This is a genomic window from Bradyrhizobium sp. AZCC 1577 (assembly GCF_036924575.1).
Taxonomy (GTDB): Bacteria; Pseudomonadota; Alphaproteobacteria; order Rhizobiales; family Xanthobacteraceae; genus Bradyrhizobium.
Genome location: NZ_JAZHRQ010000001.1, coordinates 2,458,622 through 2,477,216 on the forward strand (window position 1 = coordinate 2,458,622; position 18,595 = coordinate 2,477,216).

At 62.0% G+C, this 18,595-nt stretch carries 18 protein-coding genes; 11 read left to right on the forward strand and 7 right to left on the reverse strand.

Annotated features, from left to right (window positions below):
- The first annotated feature begins 31 nt into the window (after positions 1-31).
- From V1278_RS11510 to V1278_RS11520, 3 genes are read left to right on the forward strand one after another with little or no spacing between them, the layout of a single operon-like run.
- Positions 32-628, forward strand: coding sequence for a DinB family protein (locus V1278_RS11510; RefSeq protein ID WP_334364504.1), 597 nt, complete (start codon positions 32-34; stop codon positions 626-628).
- Positions 621-1,082 (forward strand): hypothetical protein, encoded by a 462-nt coding sequence (locus tag V1278_RS11515; protein ID WP_334364503.1) that lies wholly within the window; start codon positions 621-623, stop codon positions 1,080-1,082. The genes V1278_RS11510 and V1278_RS11515 overlap by 8 nt, the downstream gene beginning before the upstream one ends.
- A 43-nt stretch (positions 1,083-1,125) precedes the next feature.
- Positions 1,126-1,539 (forward strand): VOC family protein, encoded by a 414-nt coding sequence (locus tag V1278_RS11520; protein WP_334380783.1) that lies wholly within the window; start codon positions 1,126-1,128, stop codon positions 1,537-1,539.
- Between the two features lie 125 nt (positions 1,540-1,664).
- Here the strand turns inward: V1278_RS11520 and V1278_RS11525 are convergent, their stop codons facing one another.
- The 3 genes from V1278_RS11525 to V1278_RS11535 all read right to left on the reverse strand — a co-directional run bounded on the left by V1278_RS11525 (position 1,665) and on the right by V1278_RS11535 (position 4,928).
- Positions 1,665-1,940 carry a hypothetical protein gene (locus tag V1278_RS11525; protein ID WP_334364501.1) on the reverse strand — a complete coding sequence of 92 codons (276 nt, stop codon included), beginning with the start codon at positions 1,938-1,940 and terminating at the stop codon, positions 1,665-1,667.
- 269 nt (positions 1,941-2,209) lie between these two features.
- On the reverse strand, positions 2,210-2,437 hold the full coding sequence (locus V1278_RS11530) for a hypothetical protein (RefSeq protein ID WP_334364500.1): 228 nt from the start codon (positions 2,435-2,437) through the stop codon (positions 2,210-2,212).
- Positions 2,438-3,482: 1,045 nt separating this feature from the next.
- Positions 3,483-4,928, reverse strand: coding sequence for a helix-turn-helix domain-containing protein (locus V1278_RS11535; RefSeq protein WP_334380784.1), 1,446 nt, complete (start codon positions 4,926-4,928; stop codon positions 3,483-3,485).
- 196 nt (positions 4,929-5,124) lie between these two features.
- On the opposite strand from V1278_RS11535, the gene V1278_RS11540 reads away from it, so the two are divergent.
- The 3 genes from V1278_RS11540 to V1278_RS11550 all read left to right on the forward strand — a co-directional run bounded on the left by V1278_RS11540 (position 5,125) and on the right by V1278_RS11550 (position 7,854).
- On the forward strand, positions 5,125-6,762 hold the full coding sequence (locus V1278_RS11540; protein WP_334380785.1) for an isocitrate lyase: 1,638 nt from the start codon (positions 5,125-5,127) through the stop codon (positions 6,760-6,762).
- Positions 6,763-6,836: 74 nt separating this feature from the next.
- Positions 6,837-7,046 carry a DUF4170 domain-containing protein gene (locus V1278_RS11545; protein ID WP_036013800.1) on the forward strand — a complete coding sequence of 70 codons (210 nt, stop codon included), beginning with the start codon at positions 6,837-6,839 and terminating at the stop codon, positions 7,044-7,046.
- Between the two features lie 253 nt (positions 7,047-7,299).
- Entirely contained in the window at positions 7,300-7,854 is a 555-nt protein-coding gene (locus V1278_RS11550; RefSeq protein WP_334380786.1) for a hypothetical protein, read from the forward strand.
- Here V1278_RS11550 and V1278_RS11555 read toward each other — a convergent pair.
- Complete coding sequence (locus V1278_RS11555) at positions 7,851-8,741, reverse strand: metallophosphoesterase family protein (RefSeq protein WP_334380787.1); 891 nt, start codon at positions 8,739-8,741, stop codon at positions 7,851-7,853. The two genes, V1278_RS11550 and V1278_RS11555, sit on opposite strands and share 4 nt — an antisense overlap.
- Before the next feature lie 95 nt (positions 8,742-8,836).
- Here V1278_RS11555 and V1278_RS11560 point away from each other — a divergent pair, with 95 nt between their 5' ends.
- The 4 genes from V1278_RS11560 (at position 8,837) to V1278_RS11575 (ending at position 12,096) form a co-directional block, all read left to right on the forward strand.
- Positions 8,837-9,325, forward strand: a complete 489-nt coding sequence (locus V1278_RS11560; protein ID WP_334380788.1) for an NUDIX domain-containing protein — start codon at positions 8,837-8,839, stop codon at positions 9,323-9,325.
- A 66-nt stretch (positions 9,326-9,391) separates the two neighbouring features.
- Positions 9,392-10,531: a hypothetical protein gene (locus tag V1278_RS11565; protein WP_334380789.1), complete on the forward strand. Its 1,140-nt coding sequence runs from the start codon at positions 9,392-9,394 to the stop codon at positions 10,529-10,531.
- Positions 10,532-10,578: 47 nt separating this feature from the next.
- Positions 10,579-11,514, forward strand: a complete 936-nt coding sequence (locus tag V1278_RS11570) for a glycosyltransferase family 2 protein (RefSeq protein WP_334380790.1) — start codon at positions 10,579-10,581, stop codon at positions 11,512-11,514.
- Between the two features lie 69 nt (positions 11,515-11,583).
- Positions 11,584-12,096: a GNAT family N-acetyltransferase gene (locus V1278_RS11575; protein WP_334364492.1), complete on the forward strand. Its 513-nt coding sequence runs from the start codon at positions 11,584-11,586 to the stop codon at positions 12,094-12,096.
- A gap of 29 nt (positions 12,097-12,125) precedes the next feature.
- On the opposite strand, the gene V1278_RS11580 is transcribed toward V1278_RS11575, so the two are convergent.
- The 3 genes from V1278_RS11580 to V1278_RS11590 all read right to left on the reverse strand — a co-directional run bounded on the left by V1278_RS11580 (position 12,126) and on the right by V1278_RS11590 (position 16,968).
- Positions 12,126-13,922: a cation:proton antiporter domain-containing protein gene (locus V1278_RS11580; RefSeq protein ID WP_334364491.1), complete on the reverse strand. Its 1,797-nt coding sequence runs from the start codon at positions 13,920-13,922 to the stop codon at positions 12,126-12,128.
- Positions 13,923-14,051: 129 nt separating this feature from the next.
- Positions 14,052-16,439 (reverse strand): TonB-dependent receptor, encoded by a 2,388-nt coding sequence (locus tag V1278_RS11585; RefSeq protein ID WP_334380791.1) that lies wholly within the window; start codon positions 16,437-16,439, stop codon positions 14,052-14,054.
- 106 nt (positions 16,440-16,545) lie between these two features.
- Positions 16,546-16,968 (reverse strand): DUF2946 family protein, encoded by a 423-nt coding sequence (locus tag V1278_RS11590; RefSeq protein WP_334380792.1) that lies wholly within the window; start codon positions 16,966-16,968, stop codon positions 16,546-16,548.
- A 318-nt stretch (positions 16,969-17,286) separates the two neighbouring features.
- Here V1278_RS11590 and zigA point away from each other — a divergent pair, with 318 nt between their 5' ends.
- Positions 17,287-18,495, forward strand: a complete 1,209-nt coding sequence (zigA, locus tag V1278_RS11595; RefSeq protein WP_334380793.1) for a zinc metallochaperone GTPase ZigA — start codon at positions 17,287-17,289, stop codon at positions 18,493-18,495.
- Positions 18,496-18,595 lie beyond the last annotated feature (100 nt).

Consider the following 18,595-nt stretch of genomic DNA (forward strand, 5'->3'; position numbering starts at 1 on the left):
CGCTCATGCGGGCTACTGGCTGGCAACGCAAATGAGCGACGTACTTCCCTATCGCGCCATGGCGTACAACAACGCCTGGGCAAACCATCGGCTGCTCACAGCCTGCCTCGGGCTGTCGCAGGATGAATTCACCGCGAAGCGAACCGGCTTCTTCCCAAGCCTGCGCGCCACGCTCAATCACATCCTGATCATCGACCATTTTTACGTCGATGCGATGGAAGGCGGCACGCTCGGCCCGGCCGCCTGGGCGGATCAGGAACCTTGCGCAACGGTCGCCACGCTGAAGGAAGCGCAGGCCGCAGTCGATCAACGTTTGCTCACGGTCGTCGAAGCGCTGGACGGCGCGGGCTTGCAGCGTATCGTCTCCGTGCATCGCGGCACCTCCATCCAGCGCGAACGGATGGACCGCTTGCTGCTGCATCTGTTCCAGCACCAGGTGCATCATCGCGGCCAGGCCCACGCCATGCTCTCGGGCACCTCGGTGAGCCCGCCGCAACTCGACGAGTTCTTCTCGGCAGGTGAAGCGCCGTTGCGGGCGACGGAATTCGCGGAGCTGGGTTGGACGGAGGAGCGGATCTGGGGCGGGCCCAGACCGGCAGACCATCGGGGAGAATCAGCGAATGGATAAGCAGCCAGTCTACTCCGAGAAGGATATCCAGATCGTAGCTAACGCCGTCACCTGCATCCGAGAACGGCCAGAGATGTTCGTTGGCAGTGACCCAACCGGCGCGCGTCTTGCGGCGCGTGTCGTCGAATATCTGCTTCTGCTGGACTCCGGGCCGGTCCAGATCGCGAGAAATGGTTCGTGGTATTTGATATCCGCGGCAAGGGACTGGCTGATGTCCGAGGACGGTATTGTGTCGTTCGAGTCGTTCCACCGCTTGGTGCCGATGCCAAGTGGCGGAATGTTCCACGATCGGGCCGAGGTCTTTCTAACCGCGCTGGCCGACGTAGTCGTAACGTCGGGAATCGACGGGACTACCTGGATCAGCGGTGAACCGGGTAATTGGAAACTGCCGGGCGATGTTTCTCTGCCTCCGCAGAACGGTCGCGTGGTTGCTTTTCACTTCGAGAAAGCTTAGGTCGCGGACCGATCCGGGCTGCGCGCCGAATTCGAAAGCCATCATGACCGATCAGAACGCACCCACCACTTCTCCCTTCCAATCCATCCGCGCGATCGACTACACCGTGATCTTCGTGCGCGACATGGCGGCGATGCGCCGCTTCTATGAGGACGTCCTTCGCTTATCCCTGACGCGCGAATTGTCGGCGGGCTGGATCGAATACCAGATCGGCGGCAACACGCTCGCTCTGGCCCGGCCGAGCCGGACGGCGAAGGATGCGCCGACGCCCACAGGCAGCGCGTCGCTGCAGCTCGCTTTCAAGGTTGGCGCAGATGACGTCGATCGCTGTGCCGACGAGCTGGTGCGGCACGGCGTCGATCTGCTCGAGCCGCCGACCAACCAGCCGTTCGGCCATCGCACGCTATTCTTCAGGGACCCGGATGGAAACCTGCTGGAGGTGTATGCGGAGATTTGATGCGCTCTCCGTCATGGCCGGGCTTGTCCCGGCCATCCACGATTTGACTATCTCGATCGCGAGCAAAGACGTGGATGCCCGGGACAAGCCCGGGCATGACGATGGAGAGAGTAGGGCGTAGTGCTCTAATTCAGCGTCAGCCACACCAAATTGACGTCGCGGTGGCAGGTGTTGCAGTGCGCCGGCTGGTTAAAAGTGTTGGCGAGCTGCCATTCCTGCGCTTCGTTGCTCCATTGCGCCGTGGCGTGGCAGATGATGTCGTCGGAACCGCAGGCGTCGCAGACCGGCGTGGAACGGGCGGCGCGATTGACGACCTTACGCTCGATCGGCTGCGGCCGCTCCGGCGCAAGCCGGTCCTGGACGATTTCGAACGGGTTCATCAGCTTGACGCGTCGCAACATTGGCCCTGCATCCATCCGCGAGTTCTGAGAATCGCTACTTTTAAACTAGCGAATCGGCTTGGCCGTTCCATCGCAAAATTGCGGAATACCCACGTTTTAAATGTGATCGTCACCAGCGGGACACAGAAGCGGCTTGCCGGCGGGAGAAAGCGGTCCATTGATGTATCGCACTGCGCCAAAGACACGAGAGGACCTATAGAAAGATCGAACCTGTGGACATGCGCACGCGAAACGGCCCGGCATCGATGCCGGGCCGCGCTGTTGGAGAATTAGTACTTCTTCGCACCCGCTCCGGTGGTCGTGCCGGGTGCGCTTTCCGGTGCCCCCTTCGCGGTCGAAGCCTTGCTCTTCTTCATCTTCTGTTCCGACGTCTTCTGCATCTTCTTCTGTGCCGACGAGTACTCAGAGGAATCCGAGGATTTCATCTTGTCGCTCTGCGCAAACGCCGAGGTTGCGACCAGCAGGGCGGCGGTCGCGGCAATCAATGGTTTCAGCATTGGTCTCTCCTTCGTGTCGTTGGACGAAATGCAACGTCCTGGATGCAGCGATGTTCCGGTTTTTCCCGATGGACCGACCCGCGATGTAATGCTGATGAACAGTCCTTCATCTTCGCGCCGAAATTTCGTGCTCAGGTGGCCCAGGTCGCAGGCCGGATTGGCGACAGCATCATCCGCCGCATGCCTTCTAGTTTGGTGGCTTACGCTGCCGCTAATCAACCCCACGGGCATTGCGCGCAAACAAAAAGTTTCTCAATCATTTCAAGCTGATTTGCCCGGTCCAGTCCTGCGCGAAAAAAGAAACCTGTTCTCGCGCGACCCAAATCAGTCCTACAACTCCCGCCATCCCGGCCCGCAAGAGGGGCGTTGGCCATCGTCACGAACGTTGGGCCGGGCTGCGCTGGACGCGAAAGCGCCGGGCGCGTGATCGGAATCGCAGGGCGGGCTTCCCGTGAGCGATGCCAGCGCGCCAGACGAACGGCGTTTCCTTCGCCTTCGCTTAAGAGCTCGACGGGCGAGTACCAGGCCTGGCGAAGCATCGGCGAAGGCGGGTCGCGTACGGCGAAACCGTGTGGTCCTGGCACCCGTGGCTGGTGTCAAGCCGGCGGAGGTTTGCAAAGCTCAACCGGGCGATGCGAGCCGCCAATTCGCCGGCGACGGAGGCAAGAGGAATTCGTCTCCGGGGAGAGCTCGGCATAAGCCGTCAAACCATTGCGCAGGGAAGGCCGGTTGTTTCGGCTGATACCTGTATGCTCGTGTGCGTTTCTTTAGCGCTTATTGCACACGAGACCGCGGGTGCCAGCCAGCACCCGGCCTTCCCTGCACCCTCTGATTTTTAGGGGGTGAAGAATTCAAGCACAACTCGGGCGCAACGCGCCGCGAGGATGCGAGCGCATATCTATCCGTCGTCCCTGCGAACGCAGGGGACCCATAACCACAAATGTTCATGTTCTGCCAGGCCGTGGCTACAGCGCCTCTCACAACGTCCGCCGGTGGCTATGGGTCCCTGCGTTCGCAGGGACGACGTGGGGAGAGCGTGTGGGCTTCACAACTCCCGTGCATTCGAAAATGCGAACGACGACACCCGTCGCGTGTTCTCGTCCAGGATCAGCGTCCGCGTGATCGGCGGCTCGGCGCGCTGGCTGCAGTTTTCGCGTTCGCAAAGCCGGCAGTTGACGCCGATCGGCGTGCCCTCCGCCTTCTCCAGATCCATCCCGGCGGCGTAGACGAGCTTCGAGGCATGACGGATTTCGCAGCCCAGACCAATCGCAAAGCGCGGCTGCGGCTGCGGGTGCGGTGCGACCGGCCGGCGCACCATCTGCGCGATGGAAAAATAACGCGTGCCGTCGGGCAGCTCGATCACCTGCTTGAGTAGGCGGTCCGGCGTGTCGAAGGTCGAATGCACGTTCCAAAGCGGGCAGGTGCCGCCGAACTTCGAGAACGGAAACGTGCCAGACGAGAATCGCTTGGAGACGTTGCCGGCATTGTCGACGCGCAGCAGAAAGAACGGCACGCCGCGCGCGTTCGGCCGCTGCAGCGTGGTGAGGCGGTGGCAGACCTGCTCGAAGCCGGCGTTGAAGCGCTGCGCCAGCACGTGCACATCGTAGTTCAGGTTTTCCGCAGCACTATGGAATGGCTGATAGGGCATCATGACGGCGGCGGCGAAATAGTTCGCCAGCGTGATCCGGTAGAGCCGCCGTGGCGTGTCGTCGAGCGGACCGGCGCGGTTGACGATGGCGTCGATGGATGCGCCGCATTCGGCGAGGCCAATCTGCAGCGCGAGCTGGAAGGCCCGGCCCGAGCCGTCGACCAGTTCGGAGATCAGAAGCTGGCGCCGATGGCGGTCGAACCGCCGCAGCGTCTCACGCATCACGTCGACCGGCATGATGCGGGTGACGATCGAATGCTTTTCGCGCAGCCGCGCCGCGAGCGCGGCAAACAGTTCCTCGGCGGAGACGTGGAGCTCGTCCCGCAAATTTTCCGCGGCCTGTTCGAGCTCGGGAAAATAATTGCGGTTGGCCTCGATCAGATCGCGCACGCGCTCGATCGGGTTGGCCTCGAAGCGGGCGCCCTCATCGCGGTCGGCCATCTGCGCCGCCACCAGCGTCTCGCCGCGGCGGGCCTCGGTATAGGCGGCGTAGAGGCGCTGCAGCGAATGGGTCACGCCCGGGCAGAGTTCGGCGAGGTCGCGCAGTTCCTGCTTCGGCAGGTCGATCTGGCGGAACAGCGGATCGGAAAAAATCTCGTTCAGCTCGGCAAAAAAGCGGTCCTCATCGGCGGTGGCGAGGTCCCGCAGGTCGAGATCATAGGTCTCGGCCAGCCGCAGCAGGATCTGCGCCGTCACCGGCCGCTGGTTCCGCTCGATCAGGTTGATGTAGCTCGGCGAGATCCCGAGCCCCTCGGCGATCTGGGTCTGCGACAGCCCAAGTTGCTGGCGGATCCGCCGGAACCTCGGCCCGACAAAAAGCTTCTTTCCGGATTCGGCGGCCATAGCAAGGTTCCTGACCTAAGATTGTGATAAAATTTACAAAATGACATCTGTTACAAGTTCATATGTTACAAGACATCACCAATAAAATGCAAGGTATCTATACGAATTTCTCTTTTCCGCGTTTAGCTCTCAGGACGTTTCGCAATGCACTGTCAAGAATGTCGATTGAAGACAGTGGAAGACAAGGATCATGCACATGAACTACCAGCCGCGTGGAATCAGTGACCGGACTATCCAGGGACCGGCTTCCTATCTGAGCGAGATTGGAGCTGCTGAAGCACTCCTGAAGGCCCAGCCGACCTGGAATGGCGTCACCGCCGAAGCCGTGGCGCGCATGCGTCTGCAGAACCGCTTCAAGACCGGCCTGGACGTCGCCCGGTACACCGCGGCGCTGATGCGCAGTGATATGGCTGCCTATGACGCCGATCCCACCAAGTACACCCAGTCGCTCGGTTGCTGGCATGGCTTCATCGCGCAGCAGAAGCTGATTTCGGTCAAGAAGCACTTCGGCACGACCGATCGCCGCTATCTGTATCTCTCCGGCTGGATGATCGCCGCGCTTCGCTCCGAGTTCGGACCGCTTCCTGATCAGTCGATGCACGAGAAGACCTCGGTGCCGGCGCTGATCGAAGAGCTCTACACCTTCCTGCGTCAGGCGGATTCCCGTGAGCTCAACGATATCTTCCGCGCGCTCGACGCGGCCCGCAAGGAAGGCGACAAGGCGAAGGAAAAGGCGCTGATCGAAAAGATCGACAACTTCCAGACCCATGTCGTGCCCGTCATCGCCGACATCGACGCCGGCTTCGGCAATGCCGAGGCAACCTACCTGCTCGCCAAGAAGATGATCGAGGCGGGTGCGTGCGCCCTGCAGATCGAGAATCAGGTCTCCGACGAAAAGCAGTGCGGCCACCAGGACGGCAAGGTGACCGTGCCCCACGAGGTGTTCCTGGCGAAGATCCGGGCCTGCCGCCATGCCTTCCTCGAACTGGGCGTCGAAGACGGCATCATCGTGACCCGCACCGACTCGTTGGGTGCCGGTCTCACGCAGCAGATCGCTGTGAGCCACAAGCCCGGCGACCTCGGCGATCAGTACAACAGCTTCCTGGATTGCGAGGAAGTGACAGCCGCCACGGCCCGGAATGGCGATGTCATCATCAACCGCAACGGCAAGATGATGCGTCCGAAGCGGCTTGCCAGCAACCTCTATCAGTTCCGTGCCGGCACGGGCGAAGATCGCTGCGTGCTCGACTGCATCACCTCGCTGCAGAACGGTGCCGACCTGCTGTGGATCGAGACCGAGAAGCCGCATATCGAGCAGATCGCCAAGATGGTAGACCGTATTCGCGAGGTCATTCCGAACGCAAAGCTGGCCTACAACAACTCGCCGTCGTTCAACTGGACGCTCAACTTCCGTTGGCAGGTGTACGACGCGATGAAGGAAGCCGGCAAGGATGTCAGCAAGTACAATCGGGCCGAGCTGATGAAGCCGGAATACGACGATACGCCGCTGGCCATTGAAGCCGACGAGCGCATCCGCACCTTCCAGGCCGATTCAGCAATGCGTGCTGGCATCTTCCACCATCTGATTACGTTGCCGACCTATCACACGGCAGCTCTGTCGACTGACAATCTCGCGAAGGATTATTTCGGCGAGCAGGGCATGCTGGGCTATGTGAAGAATGTTCAGCGTCAGGAGATCCGTCAGGGCATCGCCTGCGCCAAGCATCAGAACATGGCCGGCTCCGATATCGGCGACGATCACAAGGAGTATTTCGCCGGTGAAGCCGCTCTGAAGGCGGGCGGCGTCCACAACACGATGAACCAGTTCGGCTAACGGTGGAATTGATCAGTCTGGGGCCTGGCCGGATTCCAGACTGATCACGCTACTCGGACAACAGGAGACTGAAAATGACCAAAGGCAGCAATTTCTGGGTGATCGGCGGCGAGTTCGGTTCGATGAACTTTCACAAGCTCGTCGAAGGCTCGGCCCAGGTCAAAGGCCCGTTCAAGACCCGCAAGGAAGCCGAAGAGTGCTGGAAGGAGGTCTCGGAAGAGAGCCGCCATAAAGCCGGCGTACGCTTCTCGATCGTCGAAGAGCCCTCGCGCGTCTCGGCCTGACCGGCTGCTGCCGACCTATCAGAAGAAACGTCCAAGGACAGGCGGCCCCATCCGGAATTCCGGCTGGGGCCGTTTGCTTTTTTCAGCGAGCACCCTTCACCCTCTCCCGCTTGCGAGGGACGGCCGGGGTAGGGGCCGCAACGGGGGATAAGGCCGGAAGCATAACTCATTGAAAACAAACAACCATTGCGCAAGGCATGGTTACTGCTAGGTTAAGCTCAGGCTAACCCCTGCAGGATAAAGGCGGCTCCCGATGTCAAACGCGCAAAATACCGGCAACGAAGCCCGCGACATGCGACCGACCCGGCTGCGCGATGCGCTCCGCCAGGCCCGGATCGAGGCCGCCGATCGGACCGGCGTCGTGGTCGAACTGCGCGATGCCGAGGTCGCGCGGCTCGAGATCCTGAACGAGGCGCTCGATCCGCTGTTCGCGGAGGTGCCGGAGCAAATCGATTTGTTCGATCGCGGTGTCAGTCAGGGCGAAACGCCGCGGCTGTGGATCGACGTGGTCGCGCATATCGTGATGGGACGCGACAAGCGCATCTACCGCTTCGTGCAGGATACGCGCTTCGGCCGCATCGTGCTTGCCGAGTCGCATGATGTGCCCGTCATCGTCGATGCCGTCACCGGCTATGTCGCGCGCCGCATGATCGAGCGCGAGCATGCGATGGTGGCAATGCCCGTGGCCGAACATGTTGTGGAAAAGAAACCGCGCCGCCGCGGCCTGGGCATGTTCGTGCTCGGCTTCGTGCTGGGCGCGGTGGCGCTGTTCGGATTGGCGCTGTATGCGAGCCTGAAGAACTTTTAAAGCAGCGTCGCCTGCTTGATTTGCTTGACACGGAAGTCGGCATCCACGGCGCGCACGGTCTGTACGCAGCGCCATTTGCCGCCGTCGCGCGTGATCGAAAACAGGTTGTAGGCAGCGGCCGGATAATGCCGGTGCGCCAGCGCCGATGCCGAGGGCACGCCAACCGCGGGGATCTGGTGGCCGGCGCCTTCAAGCCACATCGTCGAATGGATGTGGTCATGGCCGTGCAGGACCAGTTCCGCGCCGCGCCGCTTCAGCACGGCGCGCAGCGCCTTCGAGTCGGTCAGTCGCTTCATCCGCGAACTCGATTGCAGGGGGTGATGGACCAGCAGCACCCGGAATGCCTCGTCCGGCGGCAACTGGGCAAGCTGGCGGTCGAGCGCATCGAGCTGCGCGCGGCCGAGCCGGCCGGTTGCCATCAATGGCAGCGTCGGCACCGCCGAGGAGACCCCGATCAGCACCAGCGGACCGCGCCGCCGCACGAACGGAAACGACGCTCCGTCCGCCGCGGCATCGCCGCGCAGATATTGCTCGAAGTGGCCAGCGAAATGATGCCGCGTCGCCCGCACATAGGCGTCGTGATTGCCGGGAACGACGGTCACCTGTTGCGGCGTGCCGACGCTTTCGAGCCACGCCTGGGCCGGGATGAATTCCGCCTCCAGCGCCAGGTTGACGAGATCGCCGGTCACCGCGATGTGGTCCGGCCGCTGCGCCTGCATATCGGCAACCAGTGCATCCAGCACCTCGCGGCGGTGATATTTATGGCGGTTGCGGGTCCAATTGAAATAGCCGAGCGCACGTTTGCCCGCGAGATCGCGCAGCCGCGCCGCGGGCAGCGGTGGCAGATGCGGGTCCGACAGATGCGCCAGCGTGAAGGTATCGGTCATCCGCGCTCCGCCGCATTCTCTGTGATATAGAGCCGTCGCACCATCATGTCGGCGATATAAGGATCAAACGTGATAACTGTCCATCCGAGGTTTGCGTGACGGCGCTGCAGCACTTGCGAAAACGTTTCGAACGGCAGTTGCGGCGCGTATTTCACCTCTATTGGCGGATGGCCCGCGGCATGACGCTCGGGGTTCGCGGCGTCGTGCTCGATGGCGATGACAAGGTGTTCCTGGTCAGGCACAGCTATGTCGCCGGCTGGCACCTGCCGGGCGGCGGGGTCGAGGTCGGCGAAACCTTTCTCGAAGCCTTGCGAAGGGAGCTGGTGGAAGAGGGGCGGATCGAATTGACCGGAGAGCCGGTCCTGCACGGCCTGTTCTTCAACGGCCACGTTTCCCGCCGCGACCATGTCGCGGTCTATGTCGTCAGGCAGTTTCGGCAGGACCGCCTGCCCGAGCCCAACCACGAGATCGTCGAGTGCGGGTTCTATGCGGCAGGCGCGCTGCCGGCGGAGACGACCAGGGGCACACGGCTCCGGATCGCCGAAGTGCTCGACGGTGCCGCGCGGACTGCGACCTGGCGCTGACGCAAGACTCGGTTGCTTCGCCGCCCCGCAATGCATAGAAGCGGGGAAACGGGGGCGGGAATCGACATGGGCAGGATGGGGGTCCTGAGGCTACTTTGCGCCATTGGCTTCCTGGCGGTGCTGGCCAGCAACGTCTGGAGCATTTCGCGCTGGAGCGAAAGCCGCGGTGTCTATGACGACATCTGCTATCTGCGGCAGGCGCATCTGTTCGAGAGGTTCGGCCTCCGAGGCATCGACACCAACGTCACCTTTGACGACGACCACTATCTCAAGAACGGCCTGAAGGCGATCGGCTACGCGGAATGGCATGACGTGAAGCGCGCGCCCTGCCACCCCTTCATTCCCGCAGTGGACAAGTATGTGCTGCAGTATCCGCCGGGGACCGGCTTCGTCCTCTCGCTGTTTCCCACTGGATTTCAGGCGATCCCGCTCTACGTGCTGACGAATGTCACGATCTTCGCGTTTGCGCTGCTTGCGCTGTTCCGCGCACGCGAACCGGTATCGCTCGCGCTGGCGGCGGTGTTCGGCTTTGCGGCGCTTTACCTGATGATCAATCCGAGCAAGGCGAGCTATTCGGTGGCGCCGACCATGATGGTATGCGCGGCCGCGGGCTTCCTGACCGCGAAGCTCTTCGCGGTCCGGCGACAGCGTCGGCTCCTTATCATTGCGCTGGTGGGCCTGCTGATCGGTCTTTCCGTCAACTTTCGTTTGCCGAACCTGTTTCTGGCGGCAGGCTATTGCCTGTGTTTTGCCGGCGCGTTCCTGCTGGCGCGCAGCAAGGAGACTTTCCTGCACGGGCTCGCGTTTGGTGTTTCGTTCCTGATCGGGATTGTGCCGACGCTGATCGCGAATGCGATCAATGCGGGGAGCCCGTTCTCGACCACCTACGGCAGCGTCGATGTCGTGCCGCCTGAACTGAATGCGGGCGTACTCTTGAGCTATCTTGTTGACGTTCAATTCACCTTGCTGGCGATATCGGTCGGCTGGACCGCTTGGTTGTGGTGGTCCGATCGGGGCCGAGCCAGAGGAGTTGCCCTGCTGGTCGCTGCAAACATCGCCGTGAACCTGATTTTCTTCATGACCCATCCGATCTTTACGCCTTATTATATTATTCCGATCGACATGCTATCGCTGTGGACCCTGCTGTTCGCAACGCTCGATTTGCCCGCGGATAAGTCGGCCTTCCCTCAACCGGCCAGTGCCTGATTGCGGTATAGATGTTCCATGAACAGACTTGATTCTGTGTGCCCGCGATGACGGCACCAGCGCTACGGATCGCGGTTCTGGTGCCGTGCTTCAACGAGGAGGCCTCGGTCGCTACCGTGGTCTCCGACTTCCGCAAGGCGCTGCCGACGGCTCAGATTTTCGTCTACGACAATAATTCGAGGGACCGCACCATCGAGGTCGCGCGCGCGGCTGGCGCCATCGTGCGCAGCGAGCGCCGCCAGGGCAAGGGGCATGTGGTGCGGCGCATGTTCGCCGACATCGATGCCGACATCTATGTACTGGTCGATGGCGACGCCACCTATGACGCGCCGAGCGCGCCGCGCATGATCGACGCGCTGGTCAGCGGCCACCTCGACATGGTGGTGGGCTTTCGCGTCGACCAATCGGTCGCGGCGTACCGGCCCGGCCACCGCACCGGCAACTGGATGCTGACGAGCTTCCTCTCCGCGGTGTTCGGTCAGGCGTTCAAGGACATCCTTTCGGGCTATCGCGTGTTCTCGCGTCGCTTCGTCAAATCCTTTCCGGTGCTGTCCGACGGTTTTGAGATCGAAACCGAGCTCAGCGTTCACGCGCTCGAACTGGCGCTGCCGGTGACGGAAGTCGAGACGCCATATTACGCCCGGCCCGAGGGATCGTTCAGCAAGCTCAACACCTGGCGCGACGGTTTCCGGATCCTCGGCACCATCCTGAAGCTGTACCGGTCGGAAAAGCCACTGCGGTTCTTCACGGTGATCGGCATCTTCCTGATGCTGGTCTCGATCGGCCTCGCGATCCCCGTAATCGTCACCTATCTCGAGGAAGGCATCGTTCCGCGGCTACCGACTGCGGTGCTATCGATGGGCCTGATGATCGTGGCGGTGCTGTCGGTCAGTTCGGGGCTGGTGCTGGATACGGTGACACGCGGCCGCCGCGAGATGAAGCTCCTGGCCTATTTGTCCCAGCCCGCCCGTGTCAGGGATTGAGGCAATACAGGGATTGCCGTCTCCCAGCGATGGACCGCGCCGTCGCCAGATGCTATCCCGCGCTCCATCATGAGCGAACTTGACGTCACCATCCTGGCCGAAACACCGAAGGACGCCCAGGCGATCGAACGGCTGCACGAGCGCACGTTCGGTCCCGGCCGTTTCGTGCTGAGCGCCTACCGCCTGCGCGAGCATGTCGATCACCTGCTCGACCTCTCGTTTACGGCGCGGATCGGCACATTGCTGGTCGGCTCAGTGCGCCAGTTGCCGATTTGCATCGGCGACACGCCGGCCCTGATGCTCGGGCCGTTGACGGTCGAGCCGCCGTTCCGGAAGCGCGGCGTCGGCCGCATGCTGCTCGATCGTTCGCTGCAGGACGCCAAGGCCAAAGGCCATCGTTTGGTCATTCTGGTCGGCGACGAACCCTATTACAGCCGCGTCGGCTTCAGGGTGATACCGAAGGGACGGGTGACCATGCCGGGACCCGTCGACTACAGCCGCCTGTTGGTGGCAGAACTGGTCGAGGGCGCGTTCGACGGCGTGTCCGGCAATATCCGGCCGGACTGGAGCAAGGCGCGATAGGGCCGTTGGCGTGCCGCCGCCGCAGTCCATCAGAAAAATCGCCGCTTTTTGGTGCCGGTCGTCCGAACCGGCGTGACCGCGGCGCTTCCCGCCGCCTTCTGCAATTCGTGCCGGAACTCCTCGCGCTTTTCGTGGATGCTGGCGACGACATGACCCATCGCCACCCCGAGCCCGATCAGGGCGGCTTCCGATAACAGCAAGCTAGCCTCGATGGTCTCCGGCACCGCGTCGGTAACGCCGATTTGGTAGAGATGCCGCGCGTGGTCGGCGTCGCGGGCGCGTGAAACCACCAGCATGTCTTTCCTCAGCGCGCGGACCTGCGCGACAATTTCGTCGATGTTTTCAGGTTGATTGATCGTGACGACGACAGCGGCGGCGTCCATGAGGCCGCAGCTCTTCAGAAACTCCGGGTTTGTTGCGTCACCGTAAAAGACGGTACGCCCCTGTCTTCGCTGCTCGGGGACGGCCGCGGCATCATTGTCGACCGCAATGTACTTGAACTGGTGCCGGTCCAGCATCGTACAGACGACCTGTCCCACCCGGCCATGTCCGACGACAATGGCATGGCCGCTCCCGCCGCTTGGCGCAACGGCGAGTTCAGGGTCGGGCGGCTTGTCTTCGCGCATCATCGGCGCCAGTCGGCGTGCGACATGAGATAGCGCCGGGGTGAGCATCATGGTCAGCGAGGTCAGTGCGACCGTGAAGCTCGATACGCTGGCATCGATCAGACCAAGCGTCGTCGCCATTCCGATCCCGACGAAAGCGAACTCGCCGCCGGGACCCAGCAGCAGCCCGACTTCGATAGAAGCGGGCCATGAGAGGCGAAACATCCGCGCCAGGAAGATGAGGATGACGGACTTTACGGCGATCAGCCCGGCCGCAGCCGCGATCAGCCAGACCGGGTCACGCGCGAGCTCGCGGAAATCGATATTCATGCCGACCGTGAAGAAGAACAGACCAAGCAGGAGGCCCTTGAACGGATCGATGGCGGTCTCGATCGCCTTGCGAAATTCCGTCTCGGCAAGCAGCAGTCCGGCGACAAAGGCGCCGAGCGCCATGGAAAAGCCAGCCACGGCGGCAGCCACGCCGGTTGCGACGATCACGAACAGCGTCGTGGCGACGAACAGGTCGCTCATGCCCACTGATGCCACCAGACGGAACAGCGGTCGCATCACGACGCGGCCGACGATGACGATCACCGCGAGCGCGATGGCTGCGTTGGTGAGCGCGAGAAGGAGCGTCGCAACGACCGAACCGGACTCGCTTGCGCCAAAAATGGAGATAAAGAGCAGGAGAGGGGCGACTGCCAGGTCTTGCGCCAGCAACGTCGCGAAGCTTGCCCGGCCCGCGTTTGTACTAAGTCGTCGCTGCCTGGAAAGCATCTCGACGACAATGGCCGTCGAGGACAAGGCAAGGCAGGCACCGAGGATGAAGGCCACCGGAGCTTTGTTGCCCAGGAGGGCGACGACCACGCCGATCGCCACCGTGGAGAGTACGATCTGCAAGCTGCCTAGCCCGAATATCAGGCGGCGCATTGCCTTCAGTCGATCGTACGATAGCTCCATCCCGATGAGGAAGAGCAGGAACACAACTCCGAGGTTCGCAATGCCGGAGACGTTTTTGGGATCGACAACGGTGAACCAGTAGAGAAGCGGAAAACTCTCGATGAACGATCCCAAGCCGAGAGGGCCCAGGATCGCGCCGGCGCCTAGATAGCCGAGAACGGGATTGAGGCCGAACCGCCGCACCAAGGGAATGACGACGCCCGCGGTGCCGAGCAGAACGAGCGCGTCGCTGTAGACGGGAACATTGATGGACGAGGTCATCTATTCGTCGAGCATCCGCTTTCGGTGGGCAGGGGACATCTGACGCGGGATTGCGCCTGGTGTCCCCCGTCATCCCACCTGGACGTTAGCTGGTAGCACCAGCTAACGCCACCCGTCTGCTCATGCGGCTTAAAACTTCAGATTGGCAAACGCCCGCACGCCAATGCCCGGCAGCAAGACCTCGTCCTTGTTGAAGGACGCCGAATTGCGGATGTTCTCGTTCAAGAGGTTGTTGCCGACGAGCCCAACCAGCATTTCCCGCGCGCCGAACCAGGTTGGATCGAGCTTCGTCCTGTAGCTGACCTCCGCCTTCAACAGATTATAGCCCGCCGTCGGCGTCTCGCCGATCGGGGCGATATCGTTCTGGGCGAAGGCGTGCAGCAGGTTGATCCGCGTGAGCCAATTGGCATCGCGCCAGAACAGGCCGCCACCCACGCGCACGGGTGGGATGCGCGGGACATTGGTGCCGTCATTGAAGGTCGCGCGCACGACATCGAACTGGTTCTCGATGCCCCAGATGCCGCCGTAGAGCGGCCCGACGTCCAACTGGCTTTGGAATTCGCCGCCACGAAAGGTGGCGTCGCGCTGCGAATAGATCGCCTGGTTGAGTTCAAGGGGAAAAGCCGGGTCCGCAGGACCGACGCAAGCGACATCCTCGCACGTGTTGCCGGTGAGGCGACGGAAAATGAAGCCATTGAACTTGGTGTAGTACGCAGTTGCTTCGAATCGGAAGGGGCCGGTGGCGCGTCGTAATCCGATCTCGATCGATTTGGCGGTTTCGATGCCGAGATTGGGATTGCCGATATCGAACGTGGCGGTCGCATCGTGCGGTCCGCGCGAAAACAATTCCGCCGGCTTGGGCGCGCGCTCGACGTATTGGGCGGTAATGCTTGCGACAAGACCCCCTGGCAAATCCTGGAGCAGACCGACGCTCGCACTTTTCGGCGTGAAGTTCAGGTTGCGCGGTGTGGCAGGACCAATGGCAGCAGGGTCGACGTTGAGGTCGAACAGCTCCGGAACAAATGCCGGCGTCGTTCCGCTGAGACTGACATGCTCGATACGGCCCGCGATCTGCGCCTTGGTTGAGTCAGTGAACTTCAACTCGTTGAAGACGTAGCCGGCGGCCCTGTTGTTCTTGTTGGGATCAAACAACCCGTTGAGCGGGCTGCCCGGATCGTCCGGGCTTGATGCCGTCAGTTCCTGATGCCCCGCCTGCAGACCGAAGGCGGTCGTAACAGCGGCAAAGCGCGCGTTGAACGGCGCCATCTGCACCTCGACGCGCCCTTCCTGCTCCTTGTTGGTAAAGGTTTGCCGCACCCCGGCGGACGACAAGTCGGCGGGATCTGCAAGACCGATCTCGTCGTGCTTGTAATTGGTCGCGCCCGCCCAGAAACGTACTGCGTCGATTGCCGCCGCGTCCGGCCTGTATTCGCCCTTGGCCGTGAATTTGGTCTGACGCGCGTCGATGCGGGTCTGGTGATCGGCGCCGTCGATGCCCGGAATCCGATAGAGCGTGTCGTTCTGCGTGATCGCCGCGCCGATAAATCCGCCATCGAAGATGTAGGAGCCGCCAATCGATGCACCAGCCGCCTGCATCGCCGAATTGGGCTGCCGGCCGTTGACCGGGCGGGTCTGGTCGAACAAGTACGGATAGCTCGGAATGCTGTAATCGCTGGCCTTGCGGCCATAGGCGTCGGCGTGGAACGCGAAATTGCCGCCGCCGGCATCAATCAGGATGCCGCCATCGACACCCCGGTCGACGGAACTGACAGCCGTCCGGGTTTCGACCGTGACGCAGGAAGGTGATCCCACGTTTGCAAGCGGCGCCTTCGCTGGCAGTCCGTAGGTCTGGAAGGGTGCCGCCGCGCATGAAGGCAAGGCGTCAGGGATGCGATTGTTGGTTGCGCTGACGACGCCGCCGATCGATGTTGATCCGTACCGCATCGCCGCCGGACCACGGATGACTTCGACTTGATTTGTCGCCAGTGGATCGACCGGCACGAAATGGTCTTCGCCGAGATCGGAGGCGCCGCCAGCGTTGGTGCCGTTCTCGAGGATGCCGACGCGATTGACGTCGAGGCCCCGGATGATCGGCCGGCTCGCGGCACCGGGCGCGAAGGTGGAGCCGGTAATGCCGGGCTTCGAGAACAGGAGATCGCCAAGCTGGGCGGTGCCTTGGCGGCGGATCTCCTCGTTGGGCACCACGGTAACCGTCGCGAACTGGTCGGTTACGACCGGCAGCACGCCCTGCTGGGGCGCGGCGACGACGGGCGCGGCCACTGGTTCTGGCGCGCGCTCGCGGGTCTGGCCGGGCGCTGCGCGGGTGACGCGCGCCGGCGTTCGTACGACCACGGGTTTGCGCCGCACGATCGGGCTCGGCGCCGTCACGGTGATTTCAGGCAGTTGCGTCGAGGAAGGCGTCGCCGCGCCCTGCGCCATTGCGCCGTTGCCCGCCGCGCATAGCAATAGCCAACTAGCCCCACCGATGTAGAACGCACGCTTCTTCTTGAATGTCATTGTCCCGATCCTGATTCCGCCGGGGTGCGACGGACGATTCCGATTTCTCCTCAGGAACCGCGCCTGACGCGGCAATCCCTTGGGGAGTGCATTGATTCAATCGGCGTCAGGAGGCGGGCGGTGCGCGAGACTGGAACGCGAGATGGGACGAACCGAGATGCGCGAATTCAGCGCCGGTGGTCAGGTACAGAAGTTCGACAGCCCCCGGCAACTCCAGTACGGGCGGCGTGATGAACAGGAAATTGTTGGCCAATGAGAGAACGGCGCAGACCGCGCAGACATTGGTCGTGTGTTGGTCGTCGTCATCGTGGCCCGCAGGCTGCTGCGGCTGCGCGGCTTCGGGGTGCGCATTTTGTGCGGCGACGGACGTGGCGATCGCAAGATTGACGCCGGTCAGCCCGCTTTGAACGGCCGGTGCGGCCTGCGTGGCTGCCGCGTGAAAATGCCCGCACGACAGCGCAAGCTGGATCGCGAGCGCAAACAGCGCCAGCCGCGAGCCGTGCTTGAGGTGCTTTCGGAACCAGTTCACGACGATTGACGCCTTGTCCCCTGGGCGGCTCTGGGCATCTCGCCGCCCCAATGTAACATTATAACGTCGCGAACCCCGCGGAGTGTCAATCGACACCGGGCTGCCGTCTTTCCGGAGCCCTGACAATTCCGCCAAGTGTGAGATTCGCGCAACATCGGCGCTTTCGTCCCGCGCGCCCCGCCTGTTTTGCCAATTGACAATCCCTCGATGTTTCATTGTTATGTTATAACATAACACGATCCGTCACCAACGGGGTCCCTCGCATGCGTCGTCCTCCCCGGTTGGGGCCCCGTGAGCTCAAGAGGCTTTTCGATCTCCATGCGAAAACTCCCCGTCACCGTCTTGTCCGGCTTCCTCGGGGCTGGAAAGACAACTTTGATGAATCACGTGCTCAACAATCGCCAGGGCCTGAAGGTTGCGGTGATTGTGAACGACATGAGCGAAGTCAACATCGACGCAGACCTCGTCCGCGATGGCGGTGCGAACCTCTCGCGGACTGACGAAAAGCTGGTCGAGATGACCAACGGCTGTATCTGCTGCACGCTGCGCGACGATTTGTTGAAGGAAGTGCGCGCGCTCGCCGAGAGCGAACGGTTCGACTACCTGCTGATCGAATCCACAGGCATCTCGGAGCCGCTGCCGGTCGCAGCAACCTTCGATTTCCGGTCCGAAGACGGAGAAAGTCTGTCCGATGTGGCAAGCCTCGACACGATGGTCACGGTCGTCGATGCCGTCAATCTGCTGAAAAACTATTCCTCTACCGTTTTTCTGGCGGATCGCGGCGAGTCGCTCGGTGAAGATGACAAGCGCACACTGGTGGATCTCTTGGTCGAGCAGATCGAATTTGCCGATGTGATCGTGCTCAACAAGATCGATGCGGCGTCGCAGGGAGAACGGGACTCCGCCCGAATGATTATCCGCTCTCTGAATCCCGAGGCCGATATCATCGAGACCAATTTCTCCAATGCGCCGCTGGAGCGCATTCTCAATACCGGCCGCTTCGATTTCGAGCGCGCGCAGCAACACCCGCTGTGGTTCAAGGAGCTTTATGGCTTTGCAGGTCATACGCCCGAGACCGAGGAATATGGCGTCAAGAACTTCGTCTATCGCGCGCGACGGCCGTTCGAGCCTGCGAAATTTCATCAATTCCTGAAAGAAAGCTGGCCTGGCGTCATCCGCGCCAAGGGACATTTCTGGATAGCGACTCGCCCGCAATGGCTTGGCGAATTGAGCCAGGCCGGTGCGATCGTCCGAACCGAAGGGCTGGGCTTCTGGTGGGCGAATGTGCCGGTCGATCGGTGGCCGGACGATCCGTTCTGGCGACAATCGCTCAAGAAGAACTGGAGCGAGGTGTACGGTGATCGCCGGCAGGAGATCGTCTTCATCGGCACGAATATGGATCAGGACGCGATCACGGCGCGTCTCGATGCTTGCCTTGTTTCAGGAAAGCCGGGAATGCGCGTTGCGGAATGGTCCGGGCTTGCCGATCCATTTCCGAGGTGGCGACGCGCGGACGAGGCTGCCTAGAGCATGATCCGGAAAAGTGCGAAGCGGTTTTCCGAAAAGATCATGCTCAGACAAAGAGATGAGATCATGATGCGATTCTACGAAATCGCATCATGATCGA